This window comes from Streptosporangium fragile (assembly GCF_039534445.1).
Lineage (GTDB): Bacteria > Actinomycetota > Actinomycetes > Streptosporangiales > Streptosporangiaceae > Streptosporangium > Streptosporangium fragile.
The window spans coordinates 99,664-117,213 of the sequence record NZ_BAAAVI010000009.1; the positions used below are offsets into that span (position 1 = coordinate 99,664).

Below are 17,550 nucleotides of genomic sequence, written 5' to 3' on the forward strand. Positions count from 1 at the left end.
CCCCGTCTCGCAACGGAGGCCGGGCGACCCGTCCCCGCGGGCCGGTGCCGGGGTGGCGGGGACGGACGGCGGAGCGGGGCGGTCAGCGCAGGCGGCGGGGACCACCGTCGGGGCGGGGGCCTTCGGGGCTGCGGAGCACGGCGCGGGCGCCCAGCACGATCACCTCGTCCTCCCCCACCAGCACCGGGTCGAGGTCGAGTCGCGCCACCTCGGGCAGGTCGTCGGCCAGCCGGCCGAGGCGGATCAGCAGCGTCTCCAGTGCCCCGACCGCCACCGGCGGGTAGCCGTACTCGCCGAAGAGCAGGGGGGCCGTGCGCGGCGACCTGACCAGGGCCGCCGCGTCCTCGCGGGTCAGCGGCGCCAGCCGGTACGCCTCGTCGCGCAGCAACCGCGCGGTCACCTCGCCGAGCCCGAAGGAGACCACGGCGCCGAACGCGGGATCCTCCATCACGCTGGCCAGGGCGGGCACCGCGGGCTGCGGCGCCATCCGCTGCACCGCGAGCACCACGTCGGGCCCGAGCTGGCGGGTCAGATCGGCGAAGGCGTCGCGTACCCCGTCGGGGCCGGCCAGCCCCAGTCGCACGGTCCCGGCGCGCTTGGCCGCCTCCGGGTCGGCGGCCTTCAGCACGACCGGCCAGCCGAGCCCGGCCGCCGCGGCGACGGCCTCCTCGGGCGAGGCCACCACCGTGGACGGCCAGACGTCCACCCCGTAGCAGGCGAGCAGCTCCGAGGCGTCGACCTCGGTCGGGGCCTCGCCGAGCCGGGCGAGGACGAAGTCCCGGGCCGCGGCGGCGTCGATGCCCTCGATCTCCTCGGGCAGGCCCGGGGGCCGCTCCAGCCAGCGCGCGTACCGCACGACGTGGGCGAGCGCGCGTACCGCCTCCTCGGGCGCCGCGTAGGAGGGGATCGATCCCCGCTCGGGGGCGGTGCCGACCCGCAGCTCCCGGAGCATGCCGATCCTGCCCTCGAACGTGGTCAGCACCGGCTTGCCGGAGCCGTGGGAGACCCGCAGCAACTCGGCGGCGACCTCGTCGGCCCGCCCGGGAATGGGCGGCATGTAGATGGCGACCACCGCGTCCACGTCCGGGATCACCGCGGTCAGAGCCTCGCCGAACTCCGCCGCGCCCGCCCGGGCGCCGAGGTTGATCGGCGCCTGGGGTTCCAGACCGGCGCGCACGCAGGCGTCGGCCGCGAGCAGCGCCAGCGCGTCGGAGTTGCTCACCAGGCCGACCCTGGGCCCGGCGGGCAGCGGCTGGTAGGCCAGGAGCTGGGCCACGTCGAACTGCTGGATCAGGTCGTCCACCCTGATCACCCCGGCCTGCTCGAACAGGGCGCTGAGGGCGCTGTCGGGCAGGCCGAGGATGGGGGCGGCGTGGCCGGTGGGGACGTTCTGGGTGGCGCTGCCGCTCTTGATGACCACGATCGGTTTGCGCCGCGAGATGCGCCGGGCCAGGCGGGCGAACTTGCGCGGGTTCCCCAGCGACTCCAGGTAGAGCAGGATCACGTCGGTGTTCGGGTCCTCCTCCCAGTACTGGAGCAGGTCGTTGCCGGAGACGTCGGCGCGGTTGCCCGCGGACACGAACGAGGAGATGCCCATGCCGCGCTCCGCCACCCGCTGCAGCAGCGCGGTGCCCAGGGCGCCGGACTGGCTGAAGAAGCCGACCCGCCCGCGCCCCGGGACGGTCGCGGCGAGCGTGGCGTTCAGCCGGACCGACGGGTCGGTGTTGGCGATGCCGAGGCAGTTGGGGCCGACGACGCGCAACCCGTACGCGTGGGCGATGCGCACCAGCTCGTCCTGCCTGGCCCGCCCCTCGGGCCCGGTCTCGCCGAACCCGGAGGAGACCACGATCAGCCCGCGCACGCCTTTCTGCGCGCACTCCTTCACCACGTCGATCACGCCTTCGGCCGGTACGGCGAGCACGGCGAGGTCGACCTCGCCGTCGATGGCCGTCACGCTCGGGTAGGCCCGTACCCCGGCGACCGCCCGCGCCTCACGGTGCACCGGGTAGACCGGGCCGGTGAAGTCGGCGGCGAGCAGGTTGCGCAGCACGGTCTGGCCGACGCCGCCCGGCTCGCGGCCCGCGCCGACGACCGCCACCGAGCCCGGGGAGAGCAGCCGCTCGATGGAGCGGGCCTCGGCGCGGTGCTCGCGGGAGGCGGTCACCTCCTGGGCGGTCTCGGTCGGGGTGAGGTCGAGGGTCATCCGGACGACGCCGTCGGCGAAGCGGCTCTGCGCGGTGTAGCCGGCCTGTTTGAGCACCGCCATCATCTTCTGGTTGGCGGGCAGCACGTCGGCGATGAAGCGGGCGATCCCCCGCTCCCGCGCGGTCGCGGCCAGGTGTTCGAGCAGCACCGAGGCGACCCCCCGGCCCTGGTGGGCGTCCTCGACGAGGAACGCCACCTCCGCCTCCGCCGGCTCGATCCGGTCGTAGCGGATCACCGCCACCATCTCGGTGCCGATCGTCGCGATCAGCGCCACCCGGTCGACGTAGTCGACGTTGGTGAACCAGGTGATCTCCCGGTCCGAGAGCCGGGGTCTGGGCCCGAAGAAACGGAAGTAGATCGACTCATCGGACAGCCGGCTGTAGAAGGAACGCAGCCGATCGGCGTCGGCGGGCCGGATCGGGCGTACATGCGCGGTTCCGCCGTCCGACAGGACGACGTCCGCCTCCCAGTGAGCGGGGTACTGTGCAGCCTCCACAGTCCCGAGAGTAGACGTGAATCCCACATGACGGACGAACCGGTCGAATTCACGCAACGCTTGTGCATCGACTATGGTCCGGTCTCCGTTCAAGACCCCATACGCTGGCCGGAAGCTGTTAAGTTTTTCGCGGCTACAGGCATGTCCACAAGGCACGTAGGCATCGAAGGCAGCAAGGTGGTGACATCATGACGCGGGTGGTCGTGGTGGGCGATCTCATGACCGACGCGGTCGCGCGGGCCCGCTACCCACTGGCCAGGGCCAGTGACACACCGGCGATCGTCACCATGCACGGCGGCGGCTCGGGGGCCAACATCGCCTCCTGGCTCGCCGTGGAGGGCACCGAGGTCGCCTTCATCGGCCGCCGCGGCGCCGACATCACCGGCCGCAACCGCGACATGGAGCTGATGGGTTACGGCGTCGACGCCCGCCTCGTCATGGATCCCGAGCGCCCGACCGGCACCTGCGTCGTGCTCATCACCCACAAGGGCGAGCGCACCATGCTGTCCGACCCCGGCGCCAACGCCGCGCTCTCGCCCGAGGACCTGCCCCGCGACCTGTTCACCCAGGGTGCCCACCTGCACCTGTCCGGCTACACGCTGATCAACGAGGGGTCCCGCGAGGCGGGCCTCGCCGCCCTGGAGATGGCCCACCGCGCGGGAATGTCCATCTCGGTCGACTGCTCCTCCTCGGCTCCGCTGGAGCGCACCGGGGCCGAGCCGTTCCTGGAGTGGACCCAGAGCGCCAAGCTGCTGTTCGCCAACGCCGACCAGGCCAAGGTCCTGACCGGTCGCGACGACGCCGCCGCGGCGGCCAAGGTGCTCACCGCCTGGTTCCCGCAGGTCGTCGTCAAGCTCGGCGACGAGGGCGCGCTGTGGTACAGCAACAACCGCCCGGAGCCGGTGAAGGCGCCCGCCGACGCCGTGGAGCGTGTGGTCGACGGCACCGGCGCGGGCGACGCCTTCACCGCCGGGTTCCTGCCGGCCTGGCTGGGCGGCAAGCCCCCGGCCGAGGCGCTGGCCGCCGGCTGCCACCTGGCCGCCAGGGCCATCTCCCACCTGGGCGCCCGCCCCCGCCTCTGACCGGGTGAGGCGAGGGGGCCTCCCGGCCGGGCCCGCTTGATCCGGTAAGGCCGCCGCGCCCCTGTCTCCGGCTTTCCGGCCGGGGTCCGGGTGCGGGAGGGCGAGTCTCCGAGGGGCACTTCCCGTGCCCGGCTCCACCTGCGCGCTGCGCGGCCGGACCTCCGCACGGGATCGAGCCGGAGTCCGACTTAAGGCCCTATAAAGGGTTTAAAGGGCAGAAAGAAACGCTGAACAGCTCTCTGCGCCGTTCAACCTGTCTAAGTTTTTTTCGTCGGGGATGAAACAACCCGTGGCGTCCGGACACGTAAGGAGGGAAAGAGTCCCCGACGAGAGGGAACAGCGTGGGCCCCCCTGACCTCAGCAACGCTTCGAGGAGATCTACACCGCGCACTACCCCGACATCCTCGCCTACGTCCGGCGGCGCACCGACTCCCCCGCCGACGCCGACGCCGCCGACGCCGCCGACGCCCGGCTGGAGCACGCGGTCCTGTTGGACACGCTGTTCGTCTTCCTGATCGTCGCCGGGCTCACCACGCTCATGTGGTCGCCCCGGCTCCCGACACGGGCCGCCACGGGGGCGGGCCCGCTGTTCGCGGCGGCGACGCTCACCCGGACGATCGCGCTGCCGCTGCTCGCGGTGGTCCTGCTCGTCCTGGCAGTCCGGCGGATCGGCCCGCGGCAGCTGGCCGCGGCGGCCCTGGCCGGGACGCTGCCCCTGGCCGCCGCCCTCGCCCTGCACGCGTTCCCACGCCCCGGGCTTCTCTCCCGGGGGTGAGGCGGCGCGGGATCTCGGAGCCGGCTCGCTAACCGGTGACGGCCAGGGCGAGGGGCAGCACGGCCGGGGCCCCGGCGTGACGGAGCATGGCGGCCCCCAGGGTCATCGTCCAGCCCGTGTCGACGAGGTCGTCGACCAGCAGGACCGGCCCGCCGGTCGAGGCCACGGCCGCGCCCAGGGCCGCCGGCATGGCGAGGGTGGCCCGGACGGCCTGGACCCGCTGCGCGCTGTTGAACTGCCGTCCCGGCGGGCCCGAGCGGTAGCCGAGGTCACCCAGGTAGGCCAGGCGGCCCACCTGGGCCAGCCGCTCGGCCAGGCTGCGGACCAGCTGGGGCCGGGTGGCCGAGGGCACCGCGACCACGCCGGACGGGCGCTGCGCCCAGTCCCACGACGAGAGCACCTTGACCACGGCGGCGAAGACGTCGTCGGGGACCGGCCCGTCGGGCGCCCCGGCGGCGAACAGGCCGCGCAGCCGGTTGCCCCAGCCGATGTCGGTGAGCCGGCCCAGCGCCCGGCCCGTCTCGGCGCCCAGCTCCGGCTTGATCCGGCCCCTGAGGTCGGCGAGCCCGGTCGGCCACTGCCGGCGCGGCTCGATCTCCACACCGGGCCTGCGCAGCCGGTCGGCCGCGGACCGCACCGCCCCCTCCTCCACCTCGGGCGAGCGGTGCGCGCCGGTGCAGTTGTCGCAGCGCCCGCACGGGGTGGCCGCGGCGTCGTCGAGGCGGCGGCGCAGGAACTCCTCGCGACACCCGGTGGTGTCGAGATACTCGAGCATGGCCCGCTGCTCGGCCTCGCGCTCGGCGGCGACCCGGGCGTAGCGCTCGGCGTCGTAGGCCCACGGCTCGCCGGTGGACTCCCAGCCGCCCTTCACCCGGCGCACCGCGCCGTCGACGTCGAGGACCTTCAGCATGGTCTCCAGCCGGCTCCTACTGAGGTCCACCCGGTTCTCCAGGGCCGCGGTGGACATCACCCCGCCCTCCTCCAGCGCGGCGAGCACGGCCCGCACGACCGGCTCGGGGGGAAAGGCCAGGGAGGCGAAGTAGGCCCAGATGTCGCGGTCTTCCGCGCCGGGGAGCAGGATCACCTCGGCCCGCTCCACGCCGCGGCCGGCCCGGCCGACCTGCTGGTAGTACGCCACCGGCGACGGCGGCGCGCCGACGTGCACGACGAAGCCGAGGTCGGGCTTGTCGTAGCCCATGCCCAGCGCGGACGTGGCGACCAGCGCCTTGATCTTGTTGTCGAGCAGCGCCTGTTCGGCGGCGAGTCGCTCGGCCTGCTCGGTCTGCCCGGAGTAGGCGATCACCTCGTGCCCCTGCTCGCGGAGGTAGGCGGCGATCTCCTGGGCGGCGGCCACGGTGAGGGTGTAGACGATGCCGGAGCCGGGGAGCTCGTGCAGCGTCCGGGCGAGCCAGGCCAGGCGCTGCTCGGCGCCGCGCAGGCGCACCACCGACAGGTGGAGGCTCTCGCGCTCCAGGGGCCCGCGCAGCACCAGGGTCTCCTCGCCCATCTGCTCGGCGACGTCACGGGTGACCCGGGCGTTGGCCGTGGCGGTGGTGGCCAGGACCGGCACGCCCTCGGGAAGGTCGTCGAACAGGGTGCGCAGCCGCCGGTAGTCGGGGCGGAAGTCGTGACCCCAGTCGGAGATGCAGTGCGCCTCGTCGACCACGACCAGGCCCGCGCTCTCGGCCAGCTCGGGCAGCACCTGGTCGCGGAAGTCGGGGTTGTTGAGCCGCTCGGGGCTGACCAGCAACACGTCGACCAGGCCCTCGGCGACCTGGCCGTAGACCTGCTCCCACTCCTCCGGGTTGGCCGAGTTGACCGTGACCGCGTGGATCCCGGCGCGCTCGGCGGCGGCGATCTGGTTGCGCATCAGGGCCAGCAGCGGCGACACGATGACGGTCGGCCCCTCGCCGAGCTCGCGCAGGAGCGCGGTGGCGATGAAGTAGACCGCCGACTTGCCCCAGCCGGTGCGCTGCACCACGAGCACCCGGCGCCGGTCCATGACCAGCGCCTTGATGGCGGCCCACTGGTCGTCGCGCAGCCGGGCGTGCTCCCCGGCGAGCGCCCGCAGCCGCTCCTCGGCCTCTTCCCGCAGCATCAACTCTTCGCTCACCCGGTCATTGGTACCAGGTCCGGGTGACTGTTCGCCTCGGTACGGGACGAGGGCCCGCCCGGCTCCGGCACGGTGCGCGATGCCGCCGCCGACGGCGTACGTACCGGAGGGGCGGACCGGCGCCGGAGGAGAGATCTCGTACCGGAGGCGCGCAGGCCGTACCGGAGGCGCGGGCCCGCCTCCGGAGGAGCGCGGGCCGTACCGGGAGAGCGGGCGTCCACGCCGGGACCGGGCCCGGTGCCGAGGCGCGGATCTCCGCGGCGGGGGAGCGGGTCCGCCGCTACGCGTCCCGGTGCTCCGGGAAGGCGTTGATCGTCACCCGGTGCATGCGGCGCCGTTCGGTGTAGTCGGCCACCGCGTAGTGCTGGGTGCTGCGGTTGTCCCAGAACGCCAGGGTGCCGGGGCGCCAGGTGAGCCGGACCTGGTACTCGGGCGAGCGGATGTGGTCGACCAGGTACGGCAGCAGGGCCTCGTTCTCCCGGTCGGACAGCTGCACCAGCCGGGTGGTCGAGGCACGGTTGACGAAGAGCGCCTTCCGCCCGGTCTCCGCGTGCACGCGCACCACCGGGCGCTCGATCGGCGGCCACTTGGCCTGGATCTCCGCCAGGTCGAAGTCGTGCCCCTTGGAGATGGCCTTCTTCATCGAGGCGGTGATGTCGTGGATGGCGGTGAGCTCCTCGCACAGCCGCCGGATGGGCGGTGAGAGGGTCTCGTAGGCCAGCTGGGCGTTGGCCCAGAGGGTGTCGCCGCCGACGCTGGGCAGCTGCACGCAGCGCAGCAGCGAGCCCATGGGCGGGACCGGCTCGAAGGTGTTGTCGCTGTGCCACTCGTCGCCGCCCTCGCCCTTGGGGTCGGTCTGGTCGAGGACGTGGATGGCGGTGCTCCCGTCCTTCTTGAAGGCGGGGTGGTTGATCGTGCCGAAGTTCTCCGCGAAGCGGATGTGTTCCTCGTCGGTGATGTGCTGGTCGCGGAAGAAGAGGACCTTGTACTCCAGCCAGCCCCGGCGGATCTGCAGGACCTCGTCCTCCGACAGTGGCTTGCGCAGGTCGACACCGCTCACCTCGGCGCCGATGTGCCTGGTCACGGGCTTGAACTCGATCATCTTCGGACGCCCTCCATCGGTGGCCGCACGCTGGGCGGAAGGGTTAGGGCAGCCTTACCCCGCCTCTTCTCCGAGCCTAACCCGGTCACCGAAATCAAGCAACCGCTTGGTCAAGTAAGCATTCCGGCACACGGGGCGGGGAGGACGGGACGGGGCATGTTCCACATCGTGGTTTGATGCACTCACTATGGACGTCACCACCTGGTATCTCGAACAGACCTCACGCGCGGACCTGATCGACGCCAAGGCGCCGTCGATCGAGATCGACACCCTGCGCGCGGAAGTGCCCTCGCCCGAGTTCAACCGCTTCCTGTACACGGCCGTCGGCGGCGACTGGAGCTGGACCGAGCGGCTGCCGTGGACGTGGCGGCAGTGGGCCGACTGGCTGGACGGCGGTGTGGAGACCTGGGTGGCCTACCACCGCGGCACCCCGGCCGGTTACGTCGAGCTCGTCCCGCAGGAGAACGCGACCGTGGAGATCACCTCCTTCGGGCTCCTGCCGTGGGCGATCGGCAAGGGCGTCGGCGGGCACCTGCTCCAGGTCGGCACGGCCCGCGCCTGGGACATCGCCGACCGGCAGCCGGAGCGCGAGCCCACCCGGCGGGTGTGGCTGCACACCTGTTCCCTGGACGGCCCGGCCGCGCTCGCGAACTACCGGGCGCGCGGCTTCCGCCTCTACGACACCAGGCTCAACGTGCCCGGTGACGAGTACGAAGGCGACCCGCCGGGCCCGTGGCCCGGCGCCGGGCCCCGCGCGCACGACGCCGGCTCCGCCGGTCCCGAATAGCCCTCGCGGGCGGGGCCCCGTGGCCTGTCCGCGATCAGGCTTCGCGAACAGGCCGCGGAAGGCCCGGAAGTGTCGGGTGAGCTGGGTATGGTATCGAGTCTCGGCGCGATGTCCGGCCATCCCCTCACCGGCCTCCCGCCACGCACCCCGGCCGGGGGCTCTCCCAGCGAGCCGACGGCCACGGACACACACGAAGACGAAAAGGAGGATGCGCTCCCCCTCGGTCTGATGGCCGAGGCGTCCGCGCAGGAAATCAGATGGCTCGACGGACGACCACACCCCCGACCGACGAGGGCTTCGAGGAGCGGATCGTCGACATCGACGTTTCCACCGAGATGCGCACCAGCTTCCTCGAATACGCATACTCGGTGATCTACCAGCGTGCGCTGCCCGACGCCCGAGACGGCCTCAAGCCGGTCCAGCGCCGCATCCTCTACTCGATGAGCGAGATGGGCCTGCGGCCCGACCGGGGCCACGTCAAGTCGTCACGGGTCGTCGGCGACGTGATGGGCAAGCTCCACCCGCACGGCGACACCGCCATCTACGACGCGCTGGTCCGCATGGCCCAGCCGTTCTCGATGCGCCTGCCGCTGGTCGACGGGCACGGCAACTTCGGCTCCCCCGACGACCTGCCCGCCGCGATGCGCTACACCGAGGCCCGCCTGGGCGCGGCGGCCATGGCGATGGTGCAGTCGATCGACGAGGACACGGTCGACTTCAAACCCAACTACGACGGCCAGGAGACCGAGCCCACGGTCATGCCGTCGGCCTTCCCGAACCTGCTGGTGAACGGGGCCACCGGCATCGCGGTCGGCATGGCCACCAACATGGCGCCGCACAACCTGGTCGAGGTCGTCGCGGCGGCCCGCCACCTGATCAAGAAGCCCGACGCGACCCTCGACGAGCTGATGCGGTTCGTCCCTGGCCCCGACCTGCCGACCGGCGGCACGATCATCGGCCTCGACGGCATCCGCGACGCGTACGCCAAGGGCCGGGGCACCTTCCGGATGCGCGCCAGGTGCGCCATCGAACAGGTCAGCCCCCGCCGCAAGGGCATCGTCGTCACCGAGCTGCCGTTCAACGTCGGCCCGGAGCGCGTGGTGACCAAGATCAAGGAGCTGGTCACCGCCAAGAAGCTCCAGGGCATCTCCGACCTGAAGGACCTCAGCGACCGTCACAAGGGCCTCAACCTGGTCATCGAGATCAAGAACGGCTTCATCCCCGAGGCCGTGCTGGAGGAGCTCTACCGGCTCACTCCGATGGAGGAGACCTTCGGCATCAACAACGTCGCGCTGGTCGACGGCCAGCCCCGCACCCTGGGCCTGCGCGAGCTGCTCCAGGTCTACGTCGACCACCGCATCGACGTGGTCCGCCGCCGCTCGGAGCACCGCCGCCGCAAGCGCGAGGAGCGACTGCACCTCGTCGAGGGCCTCATCGTCGCCCTGCTCAACATCGACGAGGTCATCCAGGTCATCCGCTCCTCCGACGACTCCGCCCAGGCCCGTGAACGCCTGACGCAGGTCTTCGAGCTGACCGAGATCCAGGCCAACTACATCCTCGACACCCCGCTGCGCCGCCTGACCCGCTACGACAAGCTGGAACTGGAGCGCGAGGGCCAGACCCTGCGCGACGAGATCGCCGAGCTGACCGCGATCCTGTCCTCCGACGCCAAGCTCCGCAAGGTCGTCTCCGACGAGCTCGCCCAGGTCTCCAAGACCTTCGGCACGCCCCGCCGCACGGTGCTGCTGGAGTCCTCCGGCGTCACACGGAACGTCTCGGTCCCGCTGGAGGTGGCCGACGACCCCTGCCTGGTGCTGTACTCCTCGACCGGCCTGCTGGCCCGCACCCCCGACGCGACCCCGCTGCCCGGCGACGGTAACCGGTCGGCCCACGACGTGCTGATATCCGTCGTCAGGAGCACGGTGCGAGGCGAGGTCGGCGTGGTGACCAACCAGGGACGGATGATCCGCGTCCAGGTGGTCGACCTGCCGACGCTGCCGCCCTCCGCCAACCCGCCGTCGCTGTCCGGCGGTCACCCGGTCTCGGAGTACGTCACCTTCAACCCGGGCGAGACGGTCGTCGGCATCGGCTCGCTCGACCCGGACGGGCCGGGCCTGGCGCTCGGCACCGCGCAGGGCGTGGTCAAGCGGGTCGTCCCCGACTACCCGGCCAACCGCGACGACTTCGAGGTGATCGGGCTCAAGGAGGGCGACACCGTGGTGGGAGCGGTGGAGCTGACGAGCGAGGACCACGACCTGGTCTTCATCACCTCCGACGCCCAGCTGCTGCGCTACCCGGCCTCGGTGGTCCGCCCGCAGGGCCGCCCGGCGGGCGGCATGGCCGGCATCCGGCTCGACGGCGGCGCCTCGGTGATCTGGTTCGGCGCGGTCGACCCGGCGCGCGAGTCGCGCGTCGTGACGATCGCGGGCTCTTCCACCGCGCTGCCCGGCACCCAGACGGGCGGGGCCAAGGTCTCCGACTTCGCCGAATATCCGCCCAAGGGCCGCGGCACCGGCGGCGTCCGCGTCCAGCGGTTCCTCAAGGGTGAAGACGTGCTGCTGCTCGCCTGGGCCGGGCCGGCCCCGGCCCGCGCGGTCTCGGCCGTCGGCAAGCCCGTGCCGCTCCCCGAGGAGCTCGGCCGCCGCGACGGCTCGGGTGTCCGGCTCACTCACAGCGTGGCGGCGGTGGGTGGCGCCCTCGGTGCCGACCCGGGGCCGGCCTCCGGGACCGCCCCGGACGCCTCCGCGTCCGCCGAGGAGTGACGGAGAAAACGCGGCCGGACGCGGGCCCCGGCCTCCTTCGCCGGTGTGCGGGCCCGCGGTGAAAGCACCCGGTCGGACACGGGCCCCCGCCACCCCGGCGGGGGCCCGCGCGTTTCCCGGCCCCCGGCTCACGAGGCGCCGCTCCCGGCCTCTCCGGGCCTCACGAGGCGCCGCTCCCGGCCTCTCCGGGCCATGAGGCGCCACCGAGACGCCCCGTACGCGCGGGAGCGGGCCGCGCGTGACCGCACACGGCCCTGAGCGGGCTCAGGACGCCGAATCGACGCAGAGGCAGAACGGATGCCCGGCGGGGTCGAGATAGACCCGGAAACTGTCGTCCTCGCTCGGCTGGTGGGGATGCTTGAGCGCGCCGAGCGTGAGCGCGCTCGCCTCGGCCTCGCCGAGGTCGTCCACCGTCAGGTCAAGATGGAGTTGCTGGGGCCGTTCCGCGCCCGGCCACTCGGGCGGCCGGTAGTCGGGCACCATCTGGAAGCAGAGCCGCACCGGTGCGCCGTCGGTGACCACCACCCAGTCGGGCTCGACGCTGGTGATCTGCCAGCCCAGCAGGGCACTGTAGAAATCGGCCAGCTGCTTGGGGTCGGGACAGTCGAGAACGACCGACCTCATCCGCGCGATTGCCATGGTTCCTCCTGATATGACACCAGTGAAAATACTATGGAGGTGTCACCGGAACCTCAACGACCCCTGGCGCCGATCAGACCGGCGCCCCCTGGAGCGCGGACCGGATCGACATCAGCAACTGCCAGGGCTCACCCGACTCCCAGGAGCGGACGACCCCGGTCACCTCCCCGGTCGGCCGGAACTCCCCGCACCCGTACGGGCCGAAACACCCCGCCTCGACGAGAGCGAGCAGGAGCGGGTCGTCGTCCTCCAGTGAGCGGGTGTAGACGGCCGCGTCGAGCAGGGCCAGCGCGGAGCGGGCGTTGCGCCCCCCGTCCCGGACCTCGACCCGGTCCAGCTTCCGCCTACCCTGGTCACGAAGGTATTCGGCCAGCGATTCACTCCTGCTCATAACCCTCTCCACATTTCCACACTCTGCGTCACGACATCATCACGTATAGTCAGGGAAGATTGTGGGACCTTCGCCAAGTCGCGACGCGATGAGGACCCGGAAACGTTCGTGAAACGGGCATGAAGCATGATTAATCTCGCTGGTTCCACCGACTGAGGGGCTTGACGTGACTGCCTTTGACGACCTGCTGGCCGCCAACGAGGAGTTCTCCGCCACGTTCTCCGACGCCGCACTGACCGGTAGGGCCGCGCGTGGCCTCGCCGTGGTCACCTGCATGGACTCGCGGATCGACCCGCTGGGCGTGTTCGGCCTGAAGCCCGGGGACGCCAAGATCCTGCGCAACGCCGGGGCCCGAGTCACCGACGACGTGCTGCGCACGCTCGTGCTGGCGGTCTACCTGCTGGGGGTCGAGCGGGTGATGGTCATGCCGCACACGGACTGCGGCATGAACAAGGTGACCGACGACGACGTGCACGCGATCGCCGCCGGGCGCGGGGTGGACACCCGGAGCCTGGACTTCCACACGGTCCCCGACCAGGACGCGGCGCTGCGCCACGATCTCACCAAGATCAAGACCAGCCCGTTCCTCCCCCCGGGCATGCCGGTCGGCGGCGCCATCTACGACGTCCGCACCGGGAAGCTGACCCCGATCGAACTCTGAGATCCACACGGCCCCGGCGACCGCGCGGGAACCCTGTCCGAGCAAGGGTCCTGTGGTCGGCGCAGGCCCCTGTGCCTTGTGGGTCTTTGTGGTCCGCGCGGATCCCTGTGCCTCATGGGTCTTTGTGGTCCGCGCGGATCCCTGTGCCGCTGTGACCTGCACGGGGGCCTCTGCGATCCGCGCGAGGACGCCCCGAAGGCCGCCCGCGCGTCATGGCGCGCGGGCCGGACGGGTCCCGGGAAGCGCGGTGATCGCGCCGAAGGCGCGGGTCAGCCGGGTTCCGGAGCGCGGGCCCGTCCCGTCCGCAGACCCCCCGCCCGGCGCGGGCCGGAGCGGGGTCGGCCCCGGCCGCAACTCCTCACCTCTTGTGCACCGGAGCGGGGGCCGGACACGTCCGCAGACCCCCGCCCGTCATGTTCCGGAGCGCGGGCCGGCCACCGTCACCCGGTGGCCGGCCCGCCCCGTCAGGCGTCGATGTGGTCGCGGTCGACCTCGGCCGCGTTGCCCACGATGAACTCCCGGCGCGGGGCCACGTCGCTGCCCATCAGGAGGTCGAAGATGCTCTCGGCCGCCTCGGCGTCCTCGATCCGGACCCGGCGCAGGGTGCGGTGGCGGGGCTCCATGGTCGTCTCGGCCAGCTGGTCGGCGTCCATCTCGCCGAGACCCTTGTAACGCTGGACCGGGTCCTTCCAGCGCTTGCCGCGGCGCTGCAGGTCGGCCAGGACCCGGTGCAGCTCGGCGTCGGAGTAGCAGTAGACGTACTTGCTCTGGCCGCGACCGGGGTTGGTGATCTCAATGCGGTGGAGCGGCGGGACCGCGGCGAAGACCCGCCCGGCCTCGATCATCGGCCGCATGTAGCGGTGGAACAGGGTCAGCAGCAGGCAGCGGATATGCGCGCCGTCGACGTCGGCGTCGGCCATCAGGATGACCTTGCCGTAGCGGGCGGCCTCGATGTCGAAGGACCGGCCGGAGCCCGCCCCGATGACCTGGATGATCGCGGCGCACTCGGCGTTCTTCAGCATGTCGGCGACGGACGCCTTCTGCACGTTCAGGATCTTGCCGCGGATCGGCAGCAGCGCCTGGAACTCCGAGTCCCGGGCCGCGCGGGCGGTGCCCAGCGCCGAGTCGCCCTCGACGATGAACAGCTCGCTGCGGTCGACCTCGTCACTGCGGCAGTCGACCAGCTTGGCCGGGAGCGCCGAGTTCTCCAGGGCGGTCTTGCGGCGCTGGTTGTCGCGGTGCTCGCGGGCGGCGATGCGGGCCTTGGCCGCCGCGACGATCTTCTCCAGGACCGCGCGGAGCTGCTGCTTGGCCCCGCGCGACGCGTTGGCGAAGACCTCCTTCAGCTCCCGCGAGACGACGTGGGCAACGATCCGGGAGGCCGCGGAGGTGCCCAGCACCTCCTTGGTCTGCCCCTCGAACTGCGGCTCGGGCACCCGGACGGTCACCACGGCGGTGAGGCCCTCCATGATGTCCTCGCGGGTGACGGGGGCATCGCCGTTCTTGAGCAGGCGGGTCTCGCGCAACTGCTCGTTGAGCGTGCGGACCAGGGCCCGCTCGAAGCCGTTGACGTGGGTGCCGCCCTTGGGGGTGGCGATCACGTTGACGAAGGAGCGCACGGTGGAGTCGTAGCCCTTGCCCCAGCGCAGCGCCACGTCGACGGTGAGCTCGCGCTGGACCTCGGTGGGGGTCATGTGCCCCTGGTCGTCGAGGACCGGCACGGTCTCGTGGAAGTGACCCACGCCCTGCAGGCGCAGCACGTCGCAGACGGACTCGTCGCGGGCGAGGAACTCGGTGAACTCCGAGATCCCGCCGTCGAAACGGAACTCGTCCTCGGTGACCTCCTCGCCGCGGCTGTCGCGCACGGCCAGGGTCAGGCCGGGGACCAGGAACGCGGTCTGGCGCAGGCGCACGTGGATCTCGTCGAGGGAGACCTCGGCGTCGGGCAGGAAGATCTGGTGGTCGAGCCAGAAGCGGACGCGGGTGCCGGTGACGCCGGGGGCGACGGGGCCGCCGTCGCGCAGGCCGGACTTCTTCTTGAACTTGGCCCGCGGGCCGTCGCCGTCGAAGACACCGGGGACACCGCGGCGGAAGCTGATCTCGTGGACCCTGCCGTCGCGGTCGACCTCGACGTCCAGCCGCGAGGACAGGGCGTTGACCACAGAGGCGCCGACGCCGTGCAGGCCGCCGGAGGCGCTGTAGGAACCGCCACCGAACTTGCCGCCCGCGTGGAGCTTGGTGTAGACGAGCTCCACGCCCGCCAGGCCGCTCTTGGGCTCGATGTCGACGGGGATGCCTCGGCCGTTGTCACGGACCTCGATGGAGCCGTCAGCGTGGAGCTCGACCTCGATGCGGGTGCAGTAGCCCGCCAGCGCCTCGTCGACCCCGTTGTCCACGATCTCCCAGAGGCAGTGCATGAGACCGCGACTGTCGGTGGACCCGATGTACATGCCGGGACGCTTGCGAACGGCTTCGAGACCCTCCAGCACCGACAGATGGCGGGCCGTATAACCCGTCTCCGCCCTAACTGCGGTCACACCCACTCCCACTCTGATCGAACACGTGTGCGCAGCTTACCGTTCTTCCCACTGCGGCGGGTACCAGCTTGCCATCGGGTGGATATCAGTGTTACCTCCGGCGTCATCATCGTTACTTCCGGCCACTTTCCGCTCTCGGCGTAGCAGGGGGTCGGTTGGGAACGTTCGTATCGGGTTAGATGTTCTCTCAAGTGACTGACGCCAGATCCTCCACCTCAGGGGATGACCTGAAAGGCGATACGTGACTGGAACCCTCGCCCCCGCCAAGCAGCTGACGGCCGCGGACCGCTGTGACCGGTGCGGCGCCCAGGCTTACATCCGCGCCACCCTGCCCGTCGGTGGGGAGTTGCTGTTCTGCGCCCACCACGGGCGGCAGCACGTGGCCGTGCTGAGAGACAAGGGTGCCCACATTCAGGACGAGTCGGCGCGTCTCAGCGACACCCCGAAGACCGCCCGCGACGACGAACGATGATCCCGCGGTGGGGTCATCGGATCCGATAGTGATAACGGCCCGCCACCGTGAAGCCCTGTCGCTCGTAAAGCGACCTGGCCGCGGTGTTCGACTCCACCACGACCAAATATGCCCATCTCGTGCCCTGCTTGCGCGCATGTGAGAGCAGGGCACGCAAAACCCTCCGGCCGAGCCCCGCACGCCGCGCGTGCGGCACCACGGCCATGGAATAGACACCGAACCACTCGCCCTGGACCACGCCCCGCCCGACGGCCTGCCGGCCGAGCGAGGCGTACGTGGCGGGCACGCCGGTGAGGATCCGCGCGGCGGTCGCCAGGCCGTCGTCACCGAACCTCCCGTCCACGCTCCACCAGACGTCGAGCCACGGCTGGGATGGAGCGTCAGCGAGCTCGACACCGTCCTCCTCCTCCAGCGCGCCGTCCAACGGCGCCGTCATCACCAGCGTGGGGTCGGCCACGCGGTAGCCGCGCGCCTCCAGCACCTCGTCCAAGCCGGGCGCGGCACCGCCACCGACGGAGAACACGCACGGCAGGCCCCGGTCGGCATAGAACTTCTCCGCCTCCTCGACGGCCGCCACCAGATCCTCCCGAGCGCCCAGCGGCAGCACCGAGTTGGCCCGTTTGGTCACCCCGGCCGCGGCGCGCAGGGTCCAGCCCCCGGCGTCAACGCGGTCGATCGCCGGCCATGCGCGGTCGACGAGCCGGTCGAAGCCCTCGTTGATCATGCCTAGGGATCCTAACTCTCCGATCGCCGCACTACGCTCGGCGACTGTGCTGATTCTGCTGCCTCCGTCCGAGGGGAAGGCCGCGCGAGGCGACGGCCCGCCCCTCGACCCGTCCCGCCTGAGCTTCCCGTCGTTGAACGCGTCCCGGGAGACCGTGCTCTCCGCCCTCACCGCGCTCTGCGAGGGTCCCGACGCGCAGGCGGTGCTCGGGCTGTCCCCGGGGCAGCTCGGCGAGATCGGAAAGAACCGGGCCCTGCGGACCGCCCCCACCCTGACGGCCGGTGAGCTCTACACCGGCGTGCTCTACGAGAATCTCGGCCTCGCCTCGCTGCCGCCCGAGGCCGCCGCGCGGGCGGCGGAGAGCCTGGTGATCTTCTCGGGGCTGTGGGGGCTGCTGCGCGTCACCGACCGCGTACCACCGTACCGGCTCTCGATGGGGGTGCGACTGCCCCCGCTGGGCGGGTTGGGGACCTTCTGGCGGCGGTCCGTCACACCGGTGCTGGACACCGAACCCGGCCTGGTCGTCGACCTGCGCTCGGGCACCTACGGGACGGCCTGGCAGCCCGGCGGCCGGGCCGTGGCCGTGCGGGTGCTCAAGGACGGCAAGGTGGTCAGCCACATGGCCAAGGCCACCCGCGGCGCGGTGGCCCGTTCCCTGCTGCGGGACGGGTCCGACCCGCAGACTCCCGAGGAACTCGCCAAGACCCTGGACCACCTGGGTCATGCCGTGACTCTTGGTGACCGGCCGCGCGGCAGGGGATCCTGGACACTCGACGTCTCGGTGTGACATTTCCCACACCTTCC

General features: G+C 71.8%; 14 protein-coding genes. 7 read left to right on the forward strand and 7 right to left on the reverse strand.

The annotated features are described in order from the left end of the window. Nucleotides 1-82: 82 nt before the first annotated feature. Nucleotides 83-2,701, reverse strand: a complete 2,619-nt coding sequence (locus ABD841_RS08585) for a bifunctional acetate--CoA ligase family protein/GNAT family N-acetyltransferase (RefSeq protein WP_344969555.1) — start codon at nt 2,699-2,701, stop codon at nt 83-85. A gap of 188 nt (nt 2,702-2,889) precedes the next feature. On the opposite strand from ABD841_RS08585, the gene ABD841_RS08590 reads away from it, so the two are divergent. Together ABD841_RS08590 and ABD841_RS08595 are read left to right on the forward strand one after the other, a co-directional pair. Beyond that, a complete protein-coding gene (locus ABD841_RS08590; protein WP_344969557.1) occupies nt 2,890-3,783 on the forward strand; it encodes a carbohydrate kinase family protein in 894 nt (297 codons plus the stop codon). A gap of 490 nt (nt 3,784-4,273) precedes the next feature. After that, entirely contained in the window at nt 4,274-4,558 is a 285-nt protein-coding gene (locus ABD841_RS08595; protein ID WP_344969558.1) for a hypothetical protein, read from the forward strand. 28 nt (nt 4,559-4,586) lie between these two features. Here ABD841_RS08595 and ABD841_RS08600 read toward each other — a convergent pair whose 3' ends face one another. Together ABD841_RS08600 and ABD841_RS08605 are read right to left on the reverse strand one after the other, a co-directional pair. Further along, nucleotides 4,587-6,656 (reverse strand): RecQ family ATP-dependent DNA helicase, encoded by a 2,070-nt coding sequence (locus ABD841_RS08600; RefSeq protein ID WP_344969633.1) that lies wholly within the window; start codon nt 6,654-6,656, stop codon nt 4,587-4,589. A 295-nt stretch (nt 6,657-6,951) separates the two neighbouring features. Beyond that, nucleotides 6,952-7,773 carry a TauD/TfdA dioxygenase family protein gene (locus ABD841_RS08605; RefSeq protein WP_344969559.1) on the reverse strand — a complete coding sequence of 274 codons (822 nt, stop codon included), beginning with the start codon at nt 7,771-7,773 and terminating at the stop codon, nt 6,952-6,954. Between the two features lie 187 nt (nt 7,774-7,960). On the opposite strand from ABD841_RS08605, the gene ABD841_RS08610 reads away from it, so the two are divergent. Then, nucleotides 7,961-8,560: a GNAT family N-acetyltransferase gene (locus ABD841_RS08610; protein ID WP_344969561.1), complete on the forward strand. Its 600-nt coding sequence runs from the start codon at nt 7,961-7,963 to the stop codon at nt 8,558-8,560. A gap of 257 nt (nt 8,561-8,817) precedes the next feature. After that, nucleotides 8,818-11,322: a DNA gyrase/topoisomerase IV subunit A gene (locus tag ABD841_RS08615; protein WP_344969562.1), complete on the forward strand. Its 2,505-nt coding sequence runs from the start codon at nt 8,818-8,820 to the stop codon at nt 11,320-11,322. 264 nt (nt 11,323-11,586) lie between these two features. Here ABD841_RS08615 and ABD841_RS08620 read toward each other — a convergent pair whose 3' ends face one another. After that, a complete protein-coding gene (locus ABD841_RS08620; protein WP_344969563.1) occupies nt 11,587-11,961 on the reverse strand; it encodes a VOC family protein in 375 nt (124 codons plus the stop codon). 73 nt (nt 11,962-12,034) lie between these two features. Next, nucleotides 12,035-12,352 (reverse strand): hypothetical protein, encoded by a 318-nt coding sequence (locus ABD841_RS08625; protein WP_344969565.1) that lies wholly within the window; start codon nt 12,350-12,352, stop codon nt 12,035-12,037. 166 nt (nt 12,353-12,518) lie between these two features. Here ABD841_RS08625 and ABD841_RS08630 point away from each other — a divergent pair, with 166 nt between their 5' ends. Next, a complete protein-coding gene (locus ABD841_RS08630) occupies nt 12,519-13,013 on the forward strand; it encodes a beta-class carbonic anhydrase (protein WP_344969566.1) in 495 nt (164 codons plus the stop codon). A gap of 464 nt (nt 13,014-13,477) precedes the next feature. On the opposite strand, the gene ABD841_RS08635 is transcribed toward ABD841_RS08630, so the two are convergent. Beyond that, the gene (locus tag ABD841_RS08635; protein ID WP_344969568.1) at nt 13,478-15,550 is read right to left on the reverse strand and encodes a DNA gyrase/topoisomerase IV subunit B; all 2,073 of its coding nucleotides are present in this window, start codon (nt 15,548-15,550) and stop codon (nt 13,478-13,480) included. 241 nt (nt 15,551-15,791) lie between these two features. On the opposite strand from ABD841_RS08635, the gene ABD841_RS08640 reads away from it, so the two are divergent. After that, nucleotides 15,792-16,022 carry a DUF7455 domain-containing protein gene (locus tag ABD841_RS08640; protein WP_344969570.1) on the forward strand — a complete coding sequence of 77 codons (231 nt, stop codon included), beginning with the start codon at nt 15,792-15,794 and terminating at the stop codon, nt 16,020-16,022. 13 nt (nt 16,023-16,035) lie between these two features. On the opposite strand, the gene ABD841_RS08645 is transcribed toward ABD841_RS08640, so the two are convergent. After that, nucleotides 16,036-16,746 (reverse strand): GNAT family N-acetyltransferase, encoded by a 711-nt coding sequence (locus ABD841_RS08645; protein WP_344969571.1) that lies wholly within the window; start codon nt 16,744-16,746, stop codon nt 16,036-16,038. 46 nt (nt 16,747-16,792) lie between these two features. Here ABD841_RS08645 and ABD841_RS08650 point away from each other — a divergent pair, with 46 nt between their 5' ends. Next, the gene (locus tag ABD841_RS08650; protein ID WP_344969572.1) at nt 16,793-17,533 is read left to right on the forward strand and encodes a YaaA family protein; all 741 of its coding nucleotides are present in this window, start codon (nt 16,793-16,795) and stop codon (nt 17,531-17,533) included. Nucleotides 17,534-17,550 lie beyond the last annotated feature (17 nt).